The organism is Cuneatibacter sp. NSJ-177 (assembly GCF_022867805.1).
Lineage (GTDB): Bacteria > Bacillota > Clostridia > Lachnospirales > Lachnospiraceae > Pseudolachnospira.
In genome coordinates this window covers 311,773-328,591 of sequence record NZ_JALIFO010000001.1, presented here as the reverse complement: position 1 = coordinate 328,591, position 16,819 = coordinate 311,773, and the positions used below count along the sequence as shown (strand labels likewise).

Genomic DNA, 16,819 nt, shown 5'->3' with positions numbered 1-16,819 from the left:
TCCTTCTGCTTTAATATCCAAGCGCCGTCAAAACTTCGTTCATGTCACGGTAGCCCTCCGCATAGAAGGCCTCCAGTTCGTCTACCGTCAGATCCCGGAATACGGTTCCTGCAAAGAATTGATCCACACTCCATTCTTCCAGGGAGGGATCCCTGCTCATCATAAGGATGTTGTCCAGCGTCTCATTTTGGAAGAAAACGCCCACCGTATCCTCCAGTCCAGGATTCGTGTAGAGCCCCTGCTGAACGCCATTTTCATACCAGGAAACCGCCATTTCCTCCGGCAAGGAATCAGGTTCCTCTTTTGCGTAAACCAAGGTCCCAAACAGTAAAATTCCCGCCATACCTGCCAACACTGCTTTTCCGTAAATTCTCATTGTTTTTCCTTTCTGTTCGTTCCCCTTGCTTGATCAGTTTCCCAGAACCAAAACCCAATAGGAGCCCCGCTCCGTCACATATTTCGCACAGCCCATGGTCCGGTACCCCTTGGCCGTCAGATTTTCCAAATGCTCGGAACTGTTGACCCAGCCCTGAAATATTTTCTCTGCACCGGCCGACTTACTGGAACTGTAGGCCAGGTTTTCCCCGCCTTGATGCCCTTCGTGGCTGTAATTCCGGCTGATCTCCTCTGCACGGCGAAGAGCCAGCGCCTCCATCTGATCCGAGGATGCAAACGGGGGAAGCCCCTTGTTCTCCCTCAATTGGTTAACCAGAGTTCTCATCTCCGGGACGGATTCCGGCTGAAAAATTCTCACATTGGGAAGATCGCCGCCAGACCGGCTCCGGGATCCGGCGCTAACGCCGTATTTTTGGCATAGCCGTCTAAATTCTTCACTCCCGGCAAAGGAGCCGATCAATTCGGCCGGCGTCATCCGTCCAGATCTCACGGCCTCAATCCAATCTCTTTTTCCTTCCGGATCCGAATTTCGCCCTAGCAGCGCCCGGTAGAGCAGCTCCACATAATCGTCCAAATCCGTTTTCCGCCTCCGAAATTCTTCGCTCAGGAAAAATCCTTCGGCGGCCTCCGATCCGGTCCCTCCTTGTTCCAGCAAAAAAGAAGTCCAATTGTTCAAGCCTTCGGCTTCCCCGTCTCTTCGAAGCACCAATCGGTACATGCGCTGGACAAATGCCGTTACCTCTCTGTTTTGATCGCGGATTTCCGGCGACGTGTAAGAACCTGGGTCTACTCTGTATCGGGAACAAAGACTCCTGAATTCCTGAGAGTTTGTAAAACCGCTCAGCACCAAATGGCGGCTGCTCCCGGCTTCCATACAGTCCAGCCAAAATTCTTTTCCCCCGCGGTCCGGCTCACGGCCCAGCACGGCGCGGTACAAGTCATCCACGTATTGCCCATCCTCCTGGTCCATATCCTGATACTCTCTAGACAAAAAGAAACCGGCCGCCACATCCGCTCCCGCAGCTTCCCCGGACTCCAAACGGGCCTGCCAAAAAAACAAACCTCCGGCATCCGCTTCCCGTCCCAGACAAGTCCGGTACAGCCGGGACACAAACGCCGCCGTATCCTCCCCAGGCGGCTCTGCTTCCGGCCGCAAAAAGCATTGCGCCGCATTTCTGATTTCCGGCGGTCTTGGGATCAAAAAAGCCATTCCTTCGACTGGCGCGGCAAAGACCAAACAAAACGCTGCCAGGGCCAGTCCCCCGGCAATTTCAAACCATCGTTTCATCATAATACCTACCTTTCCTTTTTATCGGTTCTGTACTGACCCATAGATCGGGCGCTTACATGTAAACCACGAAGATTCGCCGGCGGAAGGCAAAAGGCCCCGCGCGGTGGTACATGGAATAACCATTTCTATTCCTGCGGGTATTTGACACTCCGGACGCCAAGCATTCGAATGATAAGAAATTCCGTTGGGATTGCCGCTCTCAACGATGAGGCGGGCATCACTATATGGACGGAGGGAATTTTGATTTCAAAGACATATTCCGAGATGATTGCAGATTAGACAGAGAGGGCTTTATCGGAAGTAAAAAATGTGATGGATTGTGCTCCAGATGAATATTGGAATAGAGAATTAGGAACGGCTTTTCTGCACGATAAAAAGAGGTAGAAGCCAAAAATGGAATATACTGAATGTAGCCAGAACCGACTAGAAAAACCTCAAGAAATAAGATAAGAAGCAATCGTCTTTTATTGAAACTAAAAGTGTTTTTGTGGAAATTATTATACCACCTACAATCGGTTTTGTCCACTGTTTTTTATAAGATTCATTTCAAAAAGCGCGAACCGCTCATTCATCGGTTCGCGCCCTCTCTCCCAGGGATGTTCCCTATGAAATTTTCTGCTTTGCTCCATCCAAGCCGGGGGCTGTCCCAGAAATGGTCCCTTTTGCAGAACATCAACATTTGTATCACTGCCAAACGGGATATCTTGCAAAAAAATTCAATTTCCAACAGCCTTTCATTTTTTGTGCCGGTCCAATAGAAGAAACACAAGCTGCAAAAAAGCCCAGGCCAAGAATGCTGAAAATCCTCCCGCTATGATCACGACATAGGGTTCTGCATTCGGTCCTGAATTTCTCCATATCTGGATCAGAAAAACGGCAATCACGATAATCGAAGTTAAGATTTTCTTCTTCATCCTCAATCCCTCCCTATTGCCATGCCGCCCGCAGAAACGCTGCAACCAGGCATCACTTCTTCATATGCTTCCCGGTCCGCCCATTTTTCACCATCAAGATTTCCGCCATGATCGAGACGGCGATCTCCTCCGGCGTCTCCCCACCGATATCCAGTCCAATCGGGCTGTAGACTGTCTCCAGTTCCTCCTCGGAAACGCCTTCGCCTTTCAGCCGGTCGTACACTCCCTGTACTTTTTTCCGGCTCCCGATCATTCCCACGTAAGCGCTGTTTTTTTTCAAAACCGCTTTTAAAGCCTCCGCATCATGGTGGTGCCCGAAGGTCACGATCACATAGAAGGCGCCATCCGGCAGATCCATACCGTCAAGATCCTTCTCAAAATCTTTCACCGGCACGAACACATCCGCAAGCTCCACTTTATCCCGAATCAGCTCCGGATCCCGGTTGTCCAGCAGCATGGTCCGGAAACCAATGGTCTTGGCCACGGGAAGCAGCGCGCCGCCTACATGCCCGGCGCCGCAGATCACCAAAAGCGGCTTGGCGGAAAAACTCTCGATCCAGACTGTCATATGTCCGCCGCAAGTCATTCCCGTCTCCGACGCCTCAGAGGTAAGATCATAGGTGCGCAGCGCATTCTTTCCGGTTTTCAAATAATCCGCCGCATCTTTTGCCGCCATCCGCTCTATGGCACCGCCGCCGACCGTGCCCTCGGTACTGCCGTCCTCATAGACCAGCATCTTCCCGCTGCTGCGGGGCGTCGAGCCGTCGGATTCCACAATCGTCACCACCGCATAACTCTTGCCGTTTTCCAGCGCCTCCATCTGCTTTTTCAGCAACATCTTTTCTTCCATTTTTACTCCTTCCTCAAGCCTTCCCCATCAGCCAGGCGCTTCCCTGGGGGACAATCTCTACATCGCCGTAGATCCCGGAAAGTTTTCCCCGGATCTCCTCTTCCGTGGCTCCCTGCATATGAATTTCCCCGCAAATCCTGCCGTCCCTCAACAACACCAGGCGGTCGCAGTAATTCATCGCAAAATTGGGATCGTGAAGCGTGATCAGTCCGGCCTTCTTTTCCTCATGGACCGTGTCCCGGATTTTCCCAAGAACCATATGGCGGTTGCAGAAGTCCAGGGCGCTGTCCGGCTCGTCCATCAGGAGCACCGGCGTGTCCTGCATCAATGTACGGGCCAAGATCACCAGCTGCTTTTGCCCCTGGCTTAAAATAGAGAATTCCTTATCCTTCCACTGAATTAGTCCCAGTTTTTCCAGAATCTGTACAGCCTGGGCCCTCTGTCCGGCCCCCGGAGACTCAAACAGATGCAGATAAGGATTGCACCCCATCAGCACCACCTCTAGCACCGTGATCCCATCGATCTCACTGCTGACCTGAGGGATAAAAGACATTTTCTTCGCCCTTTGATACTCATGGAGCCGCAGGCAATCTTCCTCCAGAATCCGGCACTCCCCGGAAATATGGGGGAGAAGCCCGCAGACCCCCCGCAGCAGCGTGGTTTTACCAGAACCATTTAAGCCAAGGAGAGCACAGAATTCTCCCTCCGCCAGCTCCAAATCCACTCCGTGCACCGTCTCTTTTTTTCCATGGGAGACCGAGAAATTTTTTAACTTTAACAGAGGTTTCACTGCCCGCCTCCTTTCTGCCGGCACATCAGGTAAAATAAAAACGGCACCGCCAAAAATGTGGTTAGAATACTGATTGGGATCTCGACGCTGCCCAGACTCCTCGCCAGGCAGTCCGCCGGAAGCAGAATCGCACCGCCGATCAATCCGGATAAAATCGTCAGAACCGCGCCGCCTTTTTTGATCATCAGCTTGGCAATATGGGGCACCACCAGGCCGATAAATGCGATCAGTCCTGTCACGCTGACCACGGAAGCCACCAGCAGGGTCGAAAGCAGCAGAACCGCCAGCCGCACCGGCCGGATCCGCACGCCCAGCATCCGGCACTCGTCCTCGCTCAACGCCATGAGCCCGATTTGCCTCCGCATTAAAAACAGTCCGATTAAGGAAATCAAAAATAAGGGAGCGACCACCAAAAGCTTCGAGCGGGTCACCTGGGCCAGGCTTCCCATGGTCCAAAATTCCATGGCCGCCAGCTCGTTCTGCGGATCGGCAAAAAATTTCAGGATCATGATAAATGCCTTTGACACCGAGGACATCACGATCCCCGCCAATACATAGGTGGAGGTCCGGCTCAGCCCGGTCAGCCTTACCAAAAGCATGACCAGAAGCACCACCACAATACCGCCTGCAAAAGCACCCACAGCCAAAGCCGCGGCTGATCCGCCCAAAAACAGAATCGCTGCGGCCGCCCCCAGATTGGCGCCTGCCGTCACACCGATGATATCCGGGGACGCCAGGGGATTTTTAAAGATGATCTGATAAATACTTCCGGCCACCCCCATCGCAATCCCGGCCATCAAGGCCAGGATTGTCCGGGGCAGGCGTAACGTATAGAATACGTTGTAGGCCATGGTGTCTTCCATTCCGCCGCGGAAAATACCCCAGATCTCAGAAAGAGAAATGGGGTATTGGCCTACGCAGATTGACACCAGAAACAGTACCGCAATCAATATCCCGGTTCCTGCAATCGCTATGTTCGGTGACAATCCCTTCCGCTGTTTCATCTTTTACTTTCCAATCAATTTTTCCGCGTCTATGGTAACTCCGTAAAACGTCTGATAAAACTCCGCCGCATCTCCTCGCATGGTTTCCATGGAATACAGATCCTCATGCAGAACCGCCATCATCCACAGATTGCCGAGAATTCCGGAAGGAACCGGAGAATCCCATTCTTCCAGCTCGGTTGGCATGTGATAAACCGCCTCATTTTTCACAGCCGTCACGCCGGCCAACTGCTCATCCTTTAAGATATCCTCCGCCATGTATTTCGCCGCACAGGGAATCACGATCACATCAGGATTCATCGCCAGGATTTGTTCGTAGGAGACCTCAACCCAATAATCGCCTTCCACATCCTTCGCCGCATTCACGCCTCCAGCAGTGTCGATCAGCGTCGCCTGGTACATGGCGGCCGGCGCAGTCGTCAGATAATCGGAGTTTCCGGCCATATAGACCACCGGCTTCTGGTCATCGGTTAAATTCGCAGTCAAACCTTTGATTTCATCCAGCTTCTGATTGTAATAGTTCTCCAAGGCAACGGCGTTTTCCTCTTTGCCGCAGGCCTTCGCAATCAGATGGAGCATCTCCACCAATTCCTCATGGCTCTCCGGGTTCACCTCGATCACCTGGATGCCAAGGCCCGTCAGTGTGTCCGCATTGCTCCAAAGCTTTTTCGGAAGCAGGATCAAATCAGGATTCAGAGCCGCCGCTGCCTCCAGATTGAATTCTTTCAAGGAGCCCACGGAGTTCAGCTCCATCAGCTCCGGCGCCGCCAGGGAGTACATCGGACGCTTGTCGGCGTTGTCCTCAACGCCGACCAGGTGGTCCGTCAGCCCCAGGGCAATCATCGCGTAAGAAGTGATATAATAGCAACTCACCACCGATTCCGCCGGCTTTTCCAGAGTAACCTGCCGTCCGCCCTGGTCGGTAAAAGAAATTGCTCCCTGTGCAGCCGTCGTGGCCGCCGCCGTTGTTTCAGGCGCTGCCGTGGTCTCAGCTGCTGTGGTCTCTGCCTTTGTGGCCGGTGCGGCCGTTGTCGCCGCTGCTGTCGTCGAACCTGTCCCGCTTCCGCAAGCAGTCAGCGAAAGCACCATGGCAATAGACAGCAAAACACTCATCCATCTTTTCATATTTATCCCCTTTTTCAGAATATGGCTGTTCAGCCTGCCAATATGAGTCGTTTATTATTCTATCATCAATATAATACATTGTCAAGAATACCAGACGTCTTCTGCTTTCTGATTCAAAAGACAAGAAAATCATCGCACAATCCTTAAAAATGAATTTCTTTTCCCCCTCCCTGTTTCCAGGCCACACTTACCAGTCCATATAGGAGCAGCGCCCCCAGCACCATTCCCAGCAGATACACCGCAATCCCTGCCGGCATCCCCCATGCCTGCTCCAAAGAGGAAATCACCGGCTGCGTGGACGGATAGTAGGGGGAAATATAAAACATATTGATTTCGCCCTTACCATGAAGCAGGATATTGAAGACTGTGGCAAGAATTACGGAGATTCCCCAGACCGGCAGGGCGCAGAGAAATTGGCGCGGAGACCGCTCTGGCACAGCAGTCCGGTGGAATCCGGCAAGACATCCAAGAAACACAAGAAAAATATGCCAGAGAAAGCCGTGCCAAGTCCAAAAGAGATACGGATGAAGCAGATCATTCGGTACGGCTAACGCCGCCAGCCCGCCCAACAAGTTAAAGCTCATCAAAAAGGTTAAGAAAGCTTCCCTCGCCGGTCCTCTCCTCAAAAAAGGGATCACCGGGCAAAAATAAAGCGGCAGGCTGCAAAGCTGAAAAGGAAAATACCACCAGGCATAGCCCTGGTGGTATACGACTTCATATAGAAAACACTGCTTTAAGATTTCAGCGGCGGCCAAAAGAAAGCCGATCCCGCCGGTCAGGCGCAAAAATGCCGTTTCCGAAAGACGGCGCAGCCGCCAGGCCGCAGTCACGGCCAGACAGACGCCAATCCCGGCTGCCAACAGATGAAACGCTCCATACACTTCCGGCTGCTCCATCGGAGCCGCCAGCCATTCCCATCCTGTCCCCATCTCCGCCTCCTGACTGTCACATTGCAGAGAGAATCTATGATGCAGAAAAAGTTACGATTTCTTGCGCATGGCGTCGCGCTTGCGCTGGGTCGGATCCAAAATCCGCTTCCGGATGCGCAGGCTCTTCGGCGTCACCTCCAACAGCTCGTCGGTGTCGATGAATTCCATGCACTGCTCCAGGCTCATGATTCGAGGCGGCGACAGTTTTAAAGCATCGTCGGAGCCCGACGCACGGGTATTGGTCAGCTGTTTCTTCTTGCAGACATTGACCTCGATGTCATCGGTCTTGGCGTTCTGCCCAACCACCATGCCCGCGTATACCCGGTCGCCGGGATTGACAAACAAAATCCCGCGGCCCTGGGCGTTGAACAAGCCGTAAGTGATGGCCTCTCCGGTCTCGAAAGCAACCAGGGAACCCTGGGTCCGGTACTGAATGTCGCCCTTGTAAGTGTCATAGCCGTCGAACAGCTGGTTCAAAATTCCGTTCCCCTTCGTGTCGGTCAAAAACTCATCCCGGTAGCCGATCAGACCGCGGGAAGGAATAGAAAACTCCAGCCGTGTCGTGCCGGTGCCGGACGGGGACATATTGATCAATTCGCCCTTACGGCCGCTCAGTTTCTCGATGACCGTGCCGGAAAACTCATCGGGAACATCGATATAGACCCGTTCCATGGGCTCCAGCTTGTGTCCGTTTTCATCTTCCTTGTATAATACCTCGGCTTTGCTGACCGCAAACTCATAGCCTTCCCGGCGCATATTCTCGATCAGAACAGACAAATGCAGCTCCCCGCGGCCGGAAATCTTAAAGCAGTCCGGACTGTCGGTCTCCTCGACCCGCAGGCTGACGTCGGTGTTCAATTCCCGGAACAAACGCTCCCGCAGATGGCGGGAAGTCACATACTTGCCCTCCTGCCCGGCAAAAGGGCTGTCGTTTACCATCACGTTCATCGCCAAGGTCGGTTCGGAAATCTTTTGAAACGGAATCGGCTGCGGGTTGTCCGGGGAACAGAGCGTATCGCCGATATGGATATCCGAGATGCCGGAGATCGCTACAATCGCGCCGATATTTGCTTCCTCCACCGCTACCTTTTCCAGGCCTTCAAACTCGTAAAGCTTGCTGACCTTTACTTTTTTGAACTTCTCCTTGTCGTGGGCGTTGACCAAAACGACTTCCTGATTCACCCGCAGCTTCCCGTTGTCCACTTTGCCGACGCCGATACGGCCCACATACTCGTTGTAATCAATCGTACTGATCAGAACCTGCGTATCCGCATCCGGATCTCCCTCCGGAGCCGGGATCGCTTCCATGATCGTCTCAAAAAGAGGGATCATGCTGACTTTCTCATCGTCCAGATCCCGGACCGCCCAGCCTGCCTTGGCGGAGGCGTAGACAAAGGGGCAGTCCAGCTGCCGGTCGCTGGCATCCAGCTCCATCAAAAGCTCCAGCACCTCATCCACCACCTCGTCGGGGCGTGCTTCCGGCCGGTCGACTTTATTGATACAGACGATCACATCTAAATCCAGCTCCAAAGCCTTTTTCAGCACAAACTTGGTCTGCGGCATAGGGCCTTCAAACGCGTCCACCACCAGCACAACGCCGTTCACCATCTTCAGTACGCGTTCCACCTCGCCGCCGAAGTCCGCATGGCCGGGCGTATCGATGATATTAATTTTCGTATCCTTATAATAAACTGCGGTATTTTTGGACAGGATCGTGATACCGCGCTCACGCTCGATATCGTTGGAGTCCATGACGCGCTCCACAACTTCCTGATTGGCACGGAACACGCCGCTTTGCTTCAACAGCCCATCCACCAGCGTGGTCTTGCCGTGGTCAACATGGGCGATGATGGCAATATTCCGAATGTCTTCTCTCTTCATCTTCATTTTCTATTGTTCTCCTTCAATCATATGCACATCCATCTGGGGATATGGGATGTGAATGCCGGCTTCGTCAAACGCCAGCTTAACCTGTTCCGTGGCCTCCCACTTCGCCGGTAGGTAATCCCCCGACGAAGACCAAATCCAGCCCGAAAGCTGTACCGCGCTGTCCCCCAACTGATCGACAAAGACGTTTACCGCAGAATCCGGGAGCCTGGTGGAAACCTGCTCCAGCACCTTTGTCATAACCTCTTTGGCCTTTTTCAAATCATCGTCATAGGATATGCCCACCGATACTTCCACCCGTCGTTTGCCCTGGGTGCTGTAATTGGTCAGGCTTGTATTGGCCAATGTTCCATTCGGGATCACCACGGTCTTCTCATCCGGGGTGACAAGGGTCGTGTAGCAGATACTGATGCTTTTGACCGTCCCGCAATTTTTCTTGGCGTCCTCTTCGATATAATCTCCGATTTTAAACGGCTTGGTGAGCAGAATCAAAACGCCGCCGGCGAAATTGCTGAGGCTGCCCTGGAAAGCCAATCCAATGGAAAGTCCTGCGGATCCAATGATCGCCACCAGGGACGCGGCTTCATAGCCGGCAAAATTGAGCATCGTAGAGATCAGCACCATATACAGGACTACCTGAGAAACATGGTAGGCCATAACCTGGATTGTTTTTTCCAGGCGGCTGCGCTCCATGGCTCTTTTTATCACACGAAGCAGCATATGGATGATGCGTTTTCCCACGAAGTAAATCAGAATCAGTCCCAGGATCTTCCATCCCAGGGAAATCAATTTCGGGGTGATGGTATCCAGCCAACTGACGATCTTGCTGACTTCTCCCGTTGCTTCCGGCATTTGGAACCTCTCTTTCTTCCGTCGGGCACGAACCTGATTCAAAACTTTTTGATTATAGCATCTTTTCCACTGTATGGCAACCCCCGGCGCTGTGGATATTCGCGGTTTTCTTCTGTTTTTCCCGATCTGTTTTTTCTCCGCACATCTCTGTTGGATTTTTTCCCGATTCATGTTATACTAAACATGTTTTGCATGAAAGGATTAGGAGAGAATATCATGAAAGAACTGTGGAAATTATTCCTGACGTTCGCCCGCATCGGCGGCTTGACCTTTGGCGGCGGTTATGCGATGCTTCCGATGCTTCAAAAAGAGGTCGTGGAAAAATACGGCTGGGCCACGGAGGAAGAGCTGATGGATTACTACGCCATCGGACAGTGCACCCCTGGAATCATCGCGATCAACACCGCCACCTTCATCGGCTATAAAAGGAAAAAATTAGCCGGCGCCATTTTCGCCACCTATGGGGTTGTCTTCCCTTCTCTGATCATCATCACCATTATCGCTGCCTTTATCAGTAACTTTTCCGATCTGGCCATTGTACAAAATGCCTTTTCCGGGATTCAGGTCTGCGTCTGCGTCCTGATTTTGAATGCCGTACTGCGCTTGATGAAAAAATCAGTCATCGATCTCCCGACCGCTCTGATTTTTGCCGCTGTAGCGCTTCTTTCCGTGTTCTCCGGGCTCTCCCCGATTTTCTTTGTTCTCGGAGCCGGGGCTGTGGGAGTCATTTTGAAAAGCCTGGGAGGAAAAAGCAAATGATGATCTATCTTCAATTATTTTATGAGTTTTTCAAAATCGGTCTTTTTGCCATCGGCGGCGGCCTGGCGACGCTTCCCTTTTTACAGGATTTTGCCGACCGCACCGGTCTGATCACCCGCGGCGACATCGCCAATATGATCGCCATCTCAGAGTCGACGCCGGGTCCGATCGGGATCAATTCCGCCACCTATTTTGGCTACCAGCTGGGAGGTGTCTTTGGAGGCATCACAGCGGTCGTCGGATTGGTTACGCCTTCCATCATCATTATTGTGCTGATCAGCAAAATCTTATCAAAATTCAAGGGTAACCGGTATGTGGATTCCGTTTTTTACGGCCTTCGCCCTGCCTCCACCGGTTTGATCGCTGCCGCAGGTTTTGGAGTTGCGGAAATCGCCCTGATCGGAATCGATGCGTTTCGGGCCAGCGGCCTTTGGATGGATCTGTTCCGCTTGAAGCATCTGATTCTGGCTGTCTTTTTGTTTGTCCTGATCAAAAAAACCAACCGTCATCCGGTGGTTTACATTGCCCTTTCCGCTGTTGTCGGAATCGTCTTTCATTTTGCCGGTGTTTAAATCCGGGCTTATCGAAAAAAATCAAAAGAGAAAGGATTATTTTTCATGCCTATTGGAATCCTAATTAACTGTGGAGGAGTTTTTCTCGGCGGCGTTCTTGGCGCGCTGCTGGGAGACAAAATACCGGAACGTGTCCGGAAAAATCTGCCTATTTTCTTTGGAACAGGTTCCTTTATTATGGGAGTCGTCAGCATCAATAAAATCGATGCGATGCCGCCGGTCATTTTAGCCGTTATTTTGGGGACTGCCTTTGGCCAGCTGATATATCTGGATGAAAAGATTACCCATTTTGCTTCCCTCCTGCGAAAACCTGCCGAAAAACTATTCACCCTAAAGGACAATACGATGACTGAGGATGAATTTCTCTCGGAATTTGTCACCATGATTGTTCTTTTCTGCGCCAGCGGAACGGGAATATTCGGCTCGATACAATCCGGCATGACCGGGGATCACTCGATTTTGATCTCAAAGGCTGTGCTGGATACGTTTACCGCCATCATCTTTGCCACAAGGCTGGGACTGCCGATTGCGGCGATTGCCATCCCACAGGCTGTCATCATGCTGATTCTATTTTTCAGCGCCCAGTTTATCTATCCGCTGACCACGCCGGAGATGCTCGCAGATTTTTCCGCCTGCGGCGGCGCGCTGGTTTTAATCACCGGATTTAAAATATTTAAACTGCTGGACGTATCCCTGGCAAATATCCTGCCGGCGATGATTCTTGTGATGCCGCTGTCCTGGCTTTGGAGTTACTTTCCGCTGTGATGGAACGCAGCAAAGATGGGCGCTGAATCCCCTGCCGGCATAGGCAGCCGCCTGAGGGGAGAAAGGACATCGATGGAAATGGAGACCCAATCCACAAAGAAAAGAATGGGGCTGGTTCCCCGCCTCATTTTCGCGATTCTGACCGGAATTCTAATTGGAAGCTTTCTGCCGGAATGGTTCTGCCGCTTGGCCGTCACCGCTTCCGGACTGTTCGGAACTTTCTTAAAGTTTGTGATCCCTCTGATGATCCTGGCCTTTGTCACCATGGGAATCGCGGACCTCAGCCAGGGGGCCGGAAAACTTTTAGGACTGACCGCCGGGATCTCCTATGCGTCAACGCTGATCGCAGGCTCCGCCTCTTTTTTGGCTGCGGATATTCTATTCCCCTATTTGATCCATGGATCCGCGATCAAACAGGTTCAACCATCCTCCGGCGCTTCCCTGGAATCTTATCTCAGCCTCTCGGTGGAACCGGTTCTCGATACCTTAGCCGCCGTGCTTCTCGCTTTTATCCTTGGGCTCAGTCTTTCCTCCCTGCGCGGAAAAGGGGGCGGGAACACCCTTTATGGGGTGATGGACGATTTTTCCCATGTCATCAGCCAGGTGCTCCACTCCGTCATTGTGCCATTGCTTCCGCTCTATATCTGCGGCACTTTTGTGGAAATGACCTTTTCCGGAAAAACCTTCGCTGTTCTCGGCGTTCTCTGGAAAGTGTTTCTGGTCGTACTGGCCCTGCATCTCATCTATCTCATCCTGCTCTTTTCCGCCGCCGGATCCATCGGGCGGAAAAATCCGTTCACTTTGCTGAAAAATCAGATCCCCGGTTACATGACGGCGCTGGGAACCCAATCCTCCGCCGCCACGATTCCGGTCAACCTGGAATGTGCCGAAAAGGACGGAATCTCGGAAGAAATCCGAAATTTTGTGGTTCCTCTCTGCGCCAATATCCACATGGCCGGTTCCATGATCACCATCACAAGCTGCGCGGTAGCCGTCACATTCCTGAATGAAATCCCTCTTTCCTACAGCGCTGTCATCGGTTTTATCGCAACGCTGGGAATCGCAATGGTGGCTTCCCCCGGCGCTCCGGGAGGATCGATCATGACGGCCCTTCCGTTCCTGCCGATGGTAGGCCTGGGATCCGAGAGCCTATCAGCTTTGATGATCGCGCTCTATATCACCCAGGACTCTTTCGGAACGGCCTGCAACGTATCCGGAGACAATGCCATCGGCGTGATCGTCGATAGGATTTACCGAAGATGGATCAAACCGTCCGGCTGCCGGACGGAGGAATAGGCCGGCCGGTCTTCTGCAAAATCTCCTCTACCCCCGGCAGAGCCGGAATCGCGCCTTTTTTCTCTGTAGTCAGACCTCCCGCCGCATTGGCGAAAGCCACCAGTTCCTCCATCTTTTCCGGCGGCAAATCACCGATTTCTTCCGCCCTCATTCCCCGCAGCAGCCAGTGCATGGCTCCTAAGAACGCATCGCCTGCCCCGGTGGTATCCATGGTCGTAACCGGCCATGCCGGGACCAAACCGGATCCGGCATGGTTGCGGTAGAAAGCGCCTTTCTCTCCCAGGGATACCAAGACCAATGACGCCCCCTGCTCCAGCAGCCGCTCAGAGCCAAGCTGCCGGTCGCTGGTTCCGGTCACTAATATCAGCTCTTCCTCCGAAACCTTCACCAAGTCTGCCAGGGAAATCCCCTTTTGAATCTGCGCCTTCGCATCTTCCCGGCTTTCCCAGAGAAACGGCCGGTAGTTTGGGTCAAAACTGATCAGCTTCCCCTGTTCCTTTGCATAAGACGCGGTCTTCAAGGTCGCGGAACGGGCCGGTTCGCCGGTCAGGGATACGGAGCCAAAGTGAAAAATCCGGCATAAGTCGATCCATTCCCGCTTCACGTCCTCAAAAGTCAGCAGCAGATCCGCCCCCGGTTTCCGGTAGAAGGTGAAGGTCCGCTCCCCTGCCTGACTTAGCTGCACGAAAGCCAGAGTGGTCGGGATTTTGCTGTCTGTCACAAGGCCTTCCACATCCACTCCATTTTCCAGGAGCGTCCGGCGCAGCAAATCTCCGAAAGCATCCCTTCCCACCTTGCCGATCACGGCGGTCTTGCCTCCCAGTTTGGCGTTCATGGCCAGCACATTGGCCGGAGCGCCTCCCGGATTACAGGAAAACAGGGCCGCCCCCTGATCGTTTTTTCCTTCCGGTGTAAAATCAATCAGCACTTCTCCCAGCGCCACAACATCCCACATATGGATCCCTCCTCCTGGATCAAAGGGGCGGCCGTCCCTTTATCCTACGGCTGACGGCTTCTCCGATACGCCAGCAGCAAGTCCACCATCCGGCCGTAACTTTTGGTGCCGTCTTCCTGGCTGTTGGCTTTCAGATATGTATTGTTCATCTGGGTGGCCGCCTCCGCCACCGGTCCCTCAAACTGCTGCCAAAACCAGTTATTGTAAGCCAAATCTTTCTCTGCTTTCTCGCTGAGCCCAGACCGGATCTCCCGGTACGCCTCGGCGTCCGCACCGGCCAGCGCATTCCCGGCATATACAAATGCCGTCAGATTTCCGCTGTACCGAAACTCTGGGACGTCGGAAAAGATACACGCCAGATAGGAAATAAAATTGGCCTCGTCCTCCCGCATAAAGCCTTTTAAGTGGGAAAGCTCATGGCAGAGCGTGTGCGGAAGATTGTAGCCTGGAATATCCCGGTTGTAATTGGCTTCCAGCGTAAACGGGGAATAGATTCCGGTTACCTGCTGGTAGGACAAAATATCGGAGACGCAGATGGGCTTCGGATAATAGCCGCTCAAAAACGGGTAGCTCTCTCCCAGCCGGCGCATTGCCTCCACCGCTTCCCCGCGCAGGCCGCCGTCAACCTGGCAAAGTCCTTCCTCATTTCGATGGATCCCTTCGGCATCCTGATTCACAGCCTCCGCCAGTTCCCGGCAGAGAGCTTTCAGCTCCTCCGCCGTGGATTTTTCCACGGGCAGGCCCGCCAATTCCCCAAAGGTCTTTCTCTGATAATTGATTCCCCCGCCCAGCGTGAAGACAAGGAGCAAGATCCCGCCTGTCAAAAGAAACTTTTTCAGCGCGGAAAGCATAACCTCACCGGCGTCTCTTTTTCCCTTTGCCAACCGGACGATCCCCCGCGCCAGCCAATACAAAACCAGCAGGATTCCGCCGTAGAGCAAAAATTCAACAGCGGAAAACGGCAGCGGTGAAAGCAGCCTTCCGATTGTATTCACCCAGACCGGATAAATTGCGGAGGCATACCACTCGGCAAAACCTCCGAAAGACCGGGCCGCCAAGTTGAAAAGCAAAGCGGCCGCGAGGAGGATCCCGATGGCCAGCCACTGTTTTTTCCGCTTCATCTCTTATTGCTCCGAAAAGCACTCTTTCGCCAGTTCCCGGAAGGCGGGCAGAGAATTCTGAATGGTCTCGTAAGAGACGCAGTAAGCCAGACGCACATAGCCGGGGCAGGCAAAGGAACTGCCCGGCACCATCAAAATGTGATGCCTCTTCGCCATCTCACAGAATTTCGTCTCGTCCTCAAAGGGAGATTTGACAAATAAGTAAAATGCGCCCTGGGGTTTGGTGCAGCTGAATCCGCATTCGGTCAAGCCAAGATAGAGGGCGTTCCGGTTCCGGTCATAATATTCCACATCCACGGACTCGTCGACGCAGCGCGCAATCACCAACTGCATCAGGGACGGCGCGTTGACGGCCCCGCTGACACGGGTGGCGATGGCGGCCGCCTGAATCACATTATCCGCATCTTCCAGTTCGTCCGGGATGACCAGGTAGCCGATGCGCTCCCCCGGCAGGGACAGGGATTTGCTGAAAGAATACCCAACAATCGTATTGGCATAGTATTTGGTCACGTAGGGCACCACAGCCCCGTCATAAGCCAGCTCCCGGTATGGTTCGTCGGAGATCAAAAAGATCACGGTGCCGTATTCTTTTTCTTTTTTCTCCAGAATCGCAGCCAGCCTTTTTATGGTGTTTTCCGAATAAATCACGCCGGTCGGGTTATGGGGGGTATTGATAATCACGGCTTTCGTTCTGGGCGTGATCTTCTCCTCCAGCTCAGCCAGATTCGGCTGGAACGTGGCGGTGTCCGGGGAAACCACCACCAGCTTCCCGTCGTAATTTCCCACATAAGCGCCGTACTCCACAAAGTAGGGCGCAAAAGTGATCACCTCATCCCCAGGATTCAGCAGCGTTTTCAGCGCCACGTTGAGGCCGCTGGCCGCGCCGACGGTCATCAGGATATTTTTTTCCTGAAACCGGGTGCCAAACCGGCGGTTCAGGGAATCCGCAATCGCTTTCCGGACTTGGGGAAAGCCTGCATTGTTCATATAACCGTGTACGAAGACCGAATCTTCCTCGTTCAGAATGTCAAAAATCGCCTGTTTCACCGCCTTGGGCGCAGGTACATTGGGATTTCCCAAGCTAAAATCAAAGACCTGATCCTCGCCGTAAATGGCTTTCAGTTTTGCCCCTTCCTCAAACATTGCACGGATTGCGGAATTATTGGCGACAAGCGGCTTCATTTTTTCAGAAATCATGGTTTTTCCTCCTAATCACTTGCTTTTCTTCGGTTGTTCTGGAAGAAATCTTGGTTTTCAGTATACCATATTCTCTGAAAAACATCTATCCTTTCCGGTAAGAAAATCTGCCGAAT

17 protein-coding genes are annotated in these 16,819 nt (G+C 52.9%); 4 read left to right on the top strand and 13 right to left on the bottom strand.

What is annotated here, in order from left to right; translation table 11 throughout:
• Positions 1-10: 10 nt before the first annotated feature.
• The 10 genes from MUB23_RS01380 to MUB23_RS01335 all read right to left on the bottom strand — a co-directional run bounded on the left by MUB23_RS01380 (position 11) and on the right by MUB23_RS01335 (position 10,038).
• Entirely contained in the window at positions 11-376 is a 366-nt protein-coding gene (locus tag MUB23_RS01380) for a hypothetical protein (protein WP_244798399.1), read from the bottom strand.
• Between the two features lie 33 nt (positions 377-409).
• Complete coding sequence (locus tag MUB23_RS01375) at positions 410-1,687, bottom strand: DUF4214 domain-containing protein (protein ID WP_244798398.1); 1,278 nt, start codon at positions 1,685-1,687, stop codon at positions 410-412.
• A gap of 734 nt (positions 1,688-2,421) precedes the next feature.
• A complete protein-coding gene (locus MUB23_RS01370; protein WP_244798397.1) occupies positions 2,422-2,601 on the bottom strand; it encodes a hypothetical protein in 180 nt (59 codons plus the stop codon).
• Between the two features lie 52 nt (positions 2,602-2,653).
• Positions 2,654-3,451, bottom strand: a complete 798-nt coding sequence (locus tag MUB23_RS01365; protein ID WP_244798396.1) for an XdhC family protein — start codon at positions 3,449-3,451, stop codon at positions 2,654-2,656.
• 13 nt (positions 3,452-3,464) lie between these two features.
• The gene (locus MUB23_RS01360; protein ID WP_244798395.1) at positions 3,465-4,241 is read right to left on the bottom strand and encodes an ABC transporter ATP-binding protein; all 777 of its coding nucleotides are present in this window, start codon (positions 4,239-4,241) and stop codon (positions 3,465-3,467) included.
• Positions 4,238-5,245, bottom strand: coding sequence for a FecCD family ABC transporter permease (locus MUB23_RS01355; protein ID WP_244798394.1), 1,008 nt, complete (start codon positions 5,243-5,245; stop codon positions 4,238-4,240). Before MUB23_RS01355 ends, MUB23_RS01360 begins: the two co-directional genes overlap by 4 nt.
• 3 nt (positions 5,246-5,248) lie before the next feature.
• On the bottom strand, positions 5,249-6,370 hold the full coding sequence (locus MUB23_RS01350) for an ABC transporter substrate-binding protein (RefSeq protein ID WP_244798393.1): 1,122 nt from the start codon (positions 6,368-6,370) through the stop codon (positions 5,249-5,251).
• A gap of 143 nt (positions 6,371-6,513) precedes the next feature.
• Complete coding sequence (locus MUB23_RS01345) at positions 6,514-7,299, bottom strand: TMEM164 family acyltransferase (RefSeq protein ID WP_244798392.1); 786 nt, start codon at positions 7,297-7,299, stop codon at positions 6,514-6,516.
• Between the two features lie 51 nt (positions 7,300-7,350).
• Positions 7,351-9,186 (bottom strand): translational GTPase TypA, encoded by a 1,836-nt coding sequence (typA, locus tag MUB23_RS01340; protein WP_244798391.1) that lies wholly within the window; start codon positions 9,184-9,186, stop codon positions 7,351-7,353.
• Positions 9,187-9,189: 3 nt separating this feature from the next.
• Positions 9,190-10,038, bottom strand: coding sequence for a mechanosensitive ion channel family protein (locus tag MUB23_RS01335; RefSeq protein ID WP_244798390.1), 849 nt, complete (start codon positions 10,036-10,038; stop codon positions 9,190-9,192).
• 216 nt (positions 10,039-10,254) lie between these two features.
• On the opposite strand from MUB23_RS01335, the gene MUB23_RS01330 reads away from it, so the two are divergent.
• The 4 genes from MUB23_RS01330 (at position 10,255) to MUB23_RS01315 (ending at position 13,430) form a co-directional block, all read left to right on the top strand.
• On the top strand, positions 10,255-10,797 hold the full coding sequence (locus tag MUB23_RS01330; protein ID WP_244798389.1) for a chromate transporter: 543 nt from the start codon (positions 10,255-10,257) through the stop codon (positions 10,795-10,797).
• Positions 10,794-11,369, top strand: coding sequence for a chromate transporter (locus tag MUB23_RS01325; RefSeq protein ID WP_330641755.1), 576 nt, complete (start codon positions 10,794-10,796; stop codon positions 11,367-11,369). The genes MUB23_RS01330 and MUB23_RS01325 overlap by 4 nt, the downstream gene beginning before the upstream one ends.
• 45 nt (positions 11,370-11,414) lie before the next feature.
• Positions 11,415-12,134, top strand: coding sequence for a DUF554 domain-containing protein (locus tag MUB23_RS01320; protein ID WP_244798388.1), 720 nt, complete (start codon positions 11,415-11,417; stop codon positions 12,132-12,134).
• Between the two features lie 72 nt (positions 12,135-12,206).
• Positions 12,207-13,430: a dicarboxylate/amino acid:cation symporter gene (locus MUB23_RS01315; protein WP_244798387.1), complete on the top strand. Its 1,224-nt coding sequence runs from the start codon at positions 12,207-12,209 to the stop codon at positions 13,428-13,430.
• On the opposite strand, the gene MUB23_RS01310 is transcribed toward MUB23_RS01315, so the two are convergent.
• From MUB23_RS01310 to MUB23_RS01300, 3 genes are read right to left on the bottom strand one after another with little or no spacing between them, the layout of a single operon-like run.
• A complete protein-coding gene (locus MUB23_RS01310) occupies positions 13,399-14,385 on the bottom strand; it encodes a carbohydrate kinase family protein (RefSeq protein ID WP_244798386.1) in 987 nt (328 codons plus the stop codon). The two genes, MUB23_RS01315 and MUB23_RS01310, sit on opposite strands and share 32 nt — an antisense overlap.
• Positions 14,386-14,429: 44 nt before the next feature.
• Entirely contained in the window at positions 14,430-15,506 is a 1,077-nt protein-coding gene (locus MUB23_RS01305) for a DUF3810 domain-containing protein (protein WP_244798385.1), read from the bottom strand.
• 3 nt (positions 15,507-15,509) lie between these two features.
• Positions 15,510-16,703 carry a pyridoxal phosphate-dependent aminotransferase gene (locus tag MUB23_RS01300; RefSeq protein WP_244798384.1) on the bottom strand — a complete coding sequence of 398 codons (1,194 nt, stop codon included), beginning with the start codon at positions 16,701-16,703 and terminating at the stop codon, positions 15,510-15,512.
• Between the last annotated feature and the right edge of the window lie 116 nt (positions 16,704-16,819).

Bases quoted from the DNA above. Each gene is read 5' to 3' on its own strand.
- MUB23_RS01380 (WP_244798399.1), bottom strand. From the start codon at position 376: ATGAGAATTTACGGAAAAGCAGTGTTGGCAGGTATGGCGGGAATTTTA.
- MUB23_RS01375 (WP_244798398.1), bottom strand. From the start codon at position 1,687: ATGATGAAACGATGGTTTGAAATTGCCGGGGGACTGGCCCTGGCAGCG.
- MUB23_RS01370 (WP_244798397.1), bottom strand. From the start codon at position 2,601: ATGAAGAAGAAAATCTTAACTTCGATTATCGTGATTGCCGTTTTTCTG.
- MUB23_RS01365 (WP_244798396.1), bottom strand. From the start codon at position 3,451: ATGGAAGAAAAGATGTTGCTGAAAAAGCAGATGGAGGCGCTGGAAAAC.
- MUB23_RS01355 (WP_244798394.1), bottom strand. From the start codon at position 5,245: ATGAAACAGCGGAAGGGATTGTCACCGAACATAGCGATTGCAGGAACC.
- MUB23_RS01350 (WP_244798393.1), bottom strand. From the start codon at position 6,370: ATGAAAAGATGGATGAGTGTTTTGCTGTCTATTGCCATGGTGCTTTCG.
- MUB23_RS01345 (WP_244798392.1), bottom strand. From the start codon at position 7,299: ATGGGGACAGGATGGGAATGGCTGGCGGCTCCGATGGAGCAGCCGGAA.
- typA (WP_244798391.1), bottom strand. From the start codon at position 9,186: ATGAAGATGAAGAGAGAAGACATTCGGAATATTGCCATCATCGCCCAT.
- MUB23_RS01335 (WP_244798390.1), bottom strand. From the start codon at position 10,038: ATGCCGGAAGCAACGGGAGAAGTCAGCAAGATCGTCAGTTGGCTGGAT.
- MUB23_RS01330 (WP_244798389.1), top strand. From the start codon at position 10,255: ATGAAAGAACTGTGGAAATTATTCCTGACGTTCGCCCGCATCGGCGGC.
- MUB23_RS01325 (WP_330641755.1), top strand. From the start codon at position 10,794: ATGATGATCTATCTTCAATTATTTTATGAGTTTTTCAAAATCGGTCTT.
- MUB23_RS01320 (WP_244798388.1), top strand. From the start codon at position 11,415: ATGCCTATTGGAATCCTAATTAACTGTGGAGGAGTTTTTCTCGGCGGC.
- MUB23_RS01315 (WP_244798387.1), top strand. From the start codon at position 12,207: ATGGAAATGGAGACCCAATCCACAAAGAAAAGAATGGGGCTGGTTCCC.
- MUB23_RS01310 (WP_244798386.1), bottom strand. From the start codon at position 14,385: ATGTGGGATGTTGTGGCGCTGGGAGAAGTGCTGATTGATTTTACACCG.
- MUB23_RS01305 (WP_244798385.1), bottom strand. From the start codon at position 15,506: ATGAAGCGGAAAAAACAGTGGCTGGCCATCGGGATCCTCCTCGCGGCC.
- MUB23_RS01300 (WP_244798384.1), bottom strand. From the start codon at position 16,703: ATGATTTCTGAAAAAATGAAGCCGCTTGTCGCCAATAATTCCGCAATC.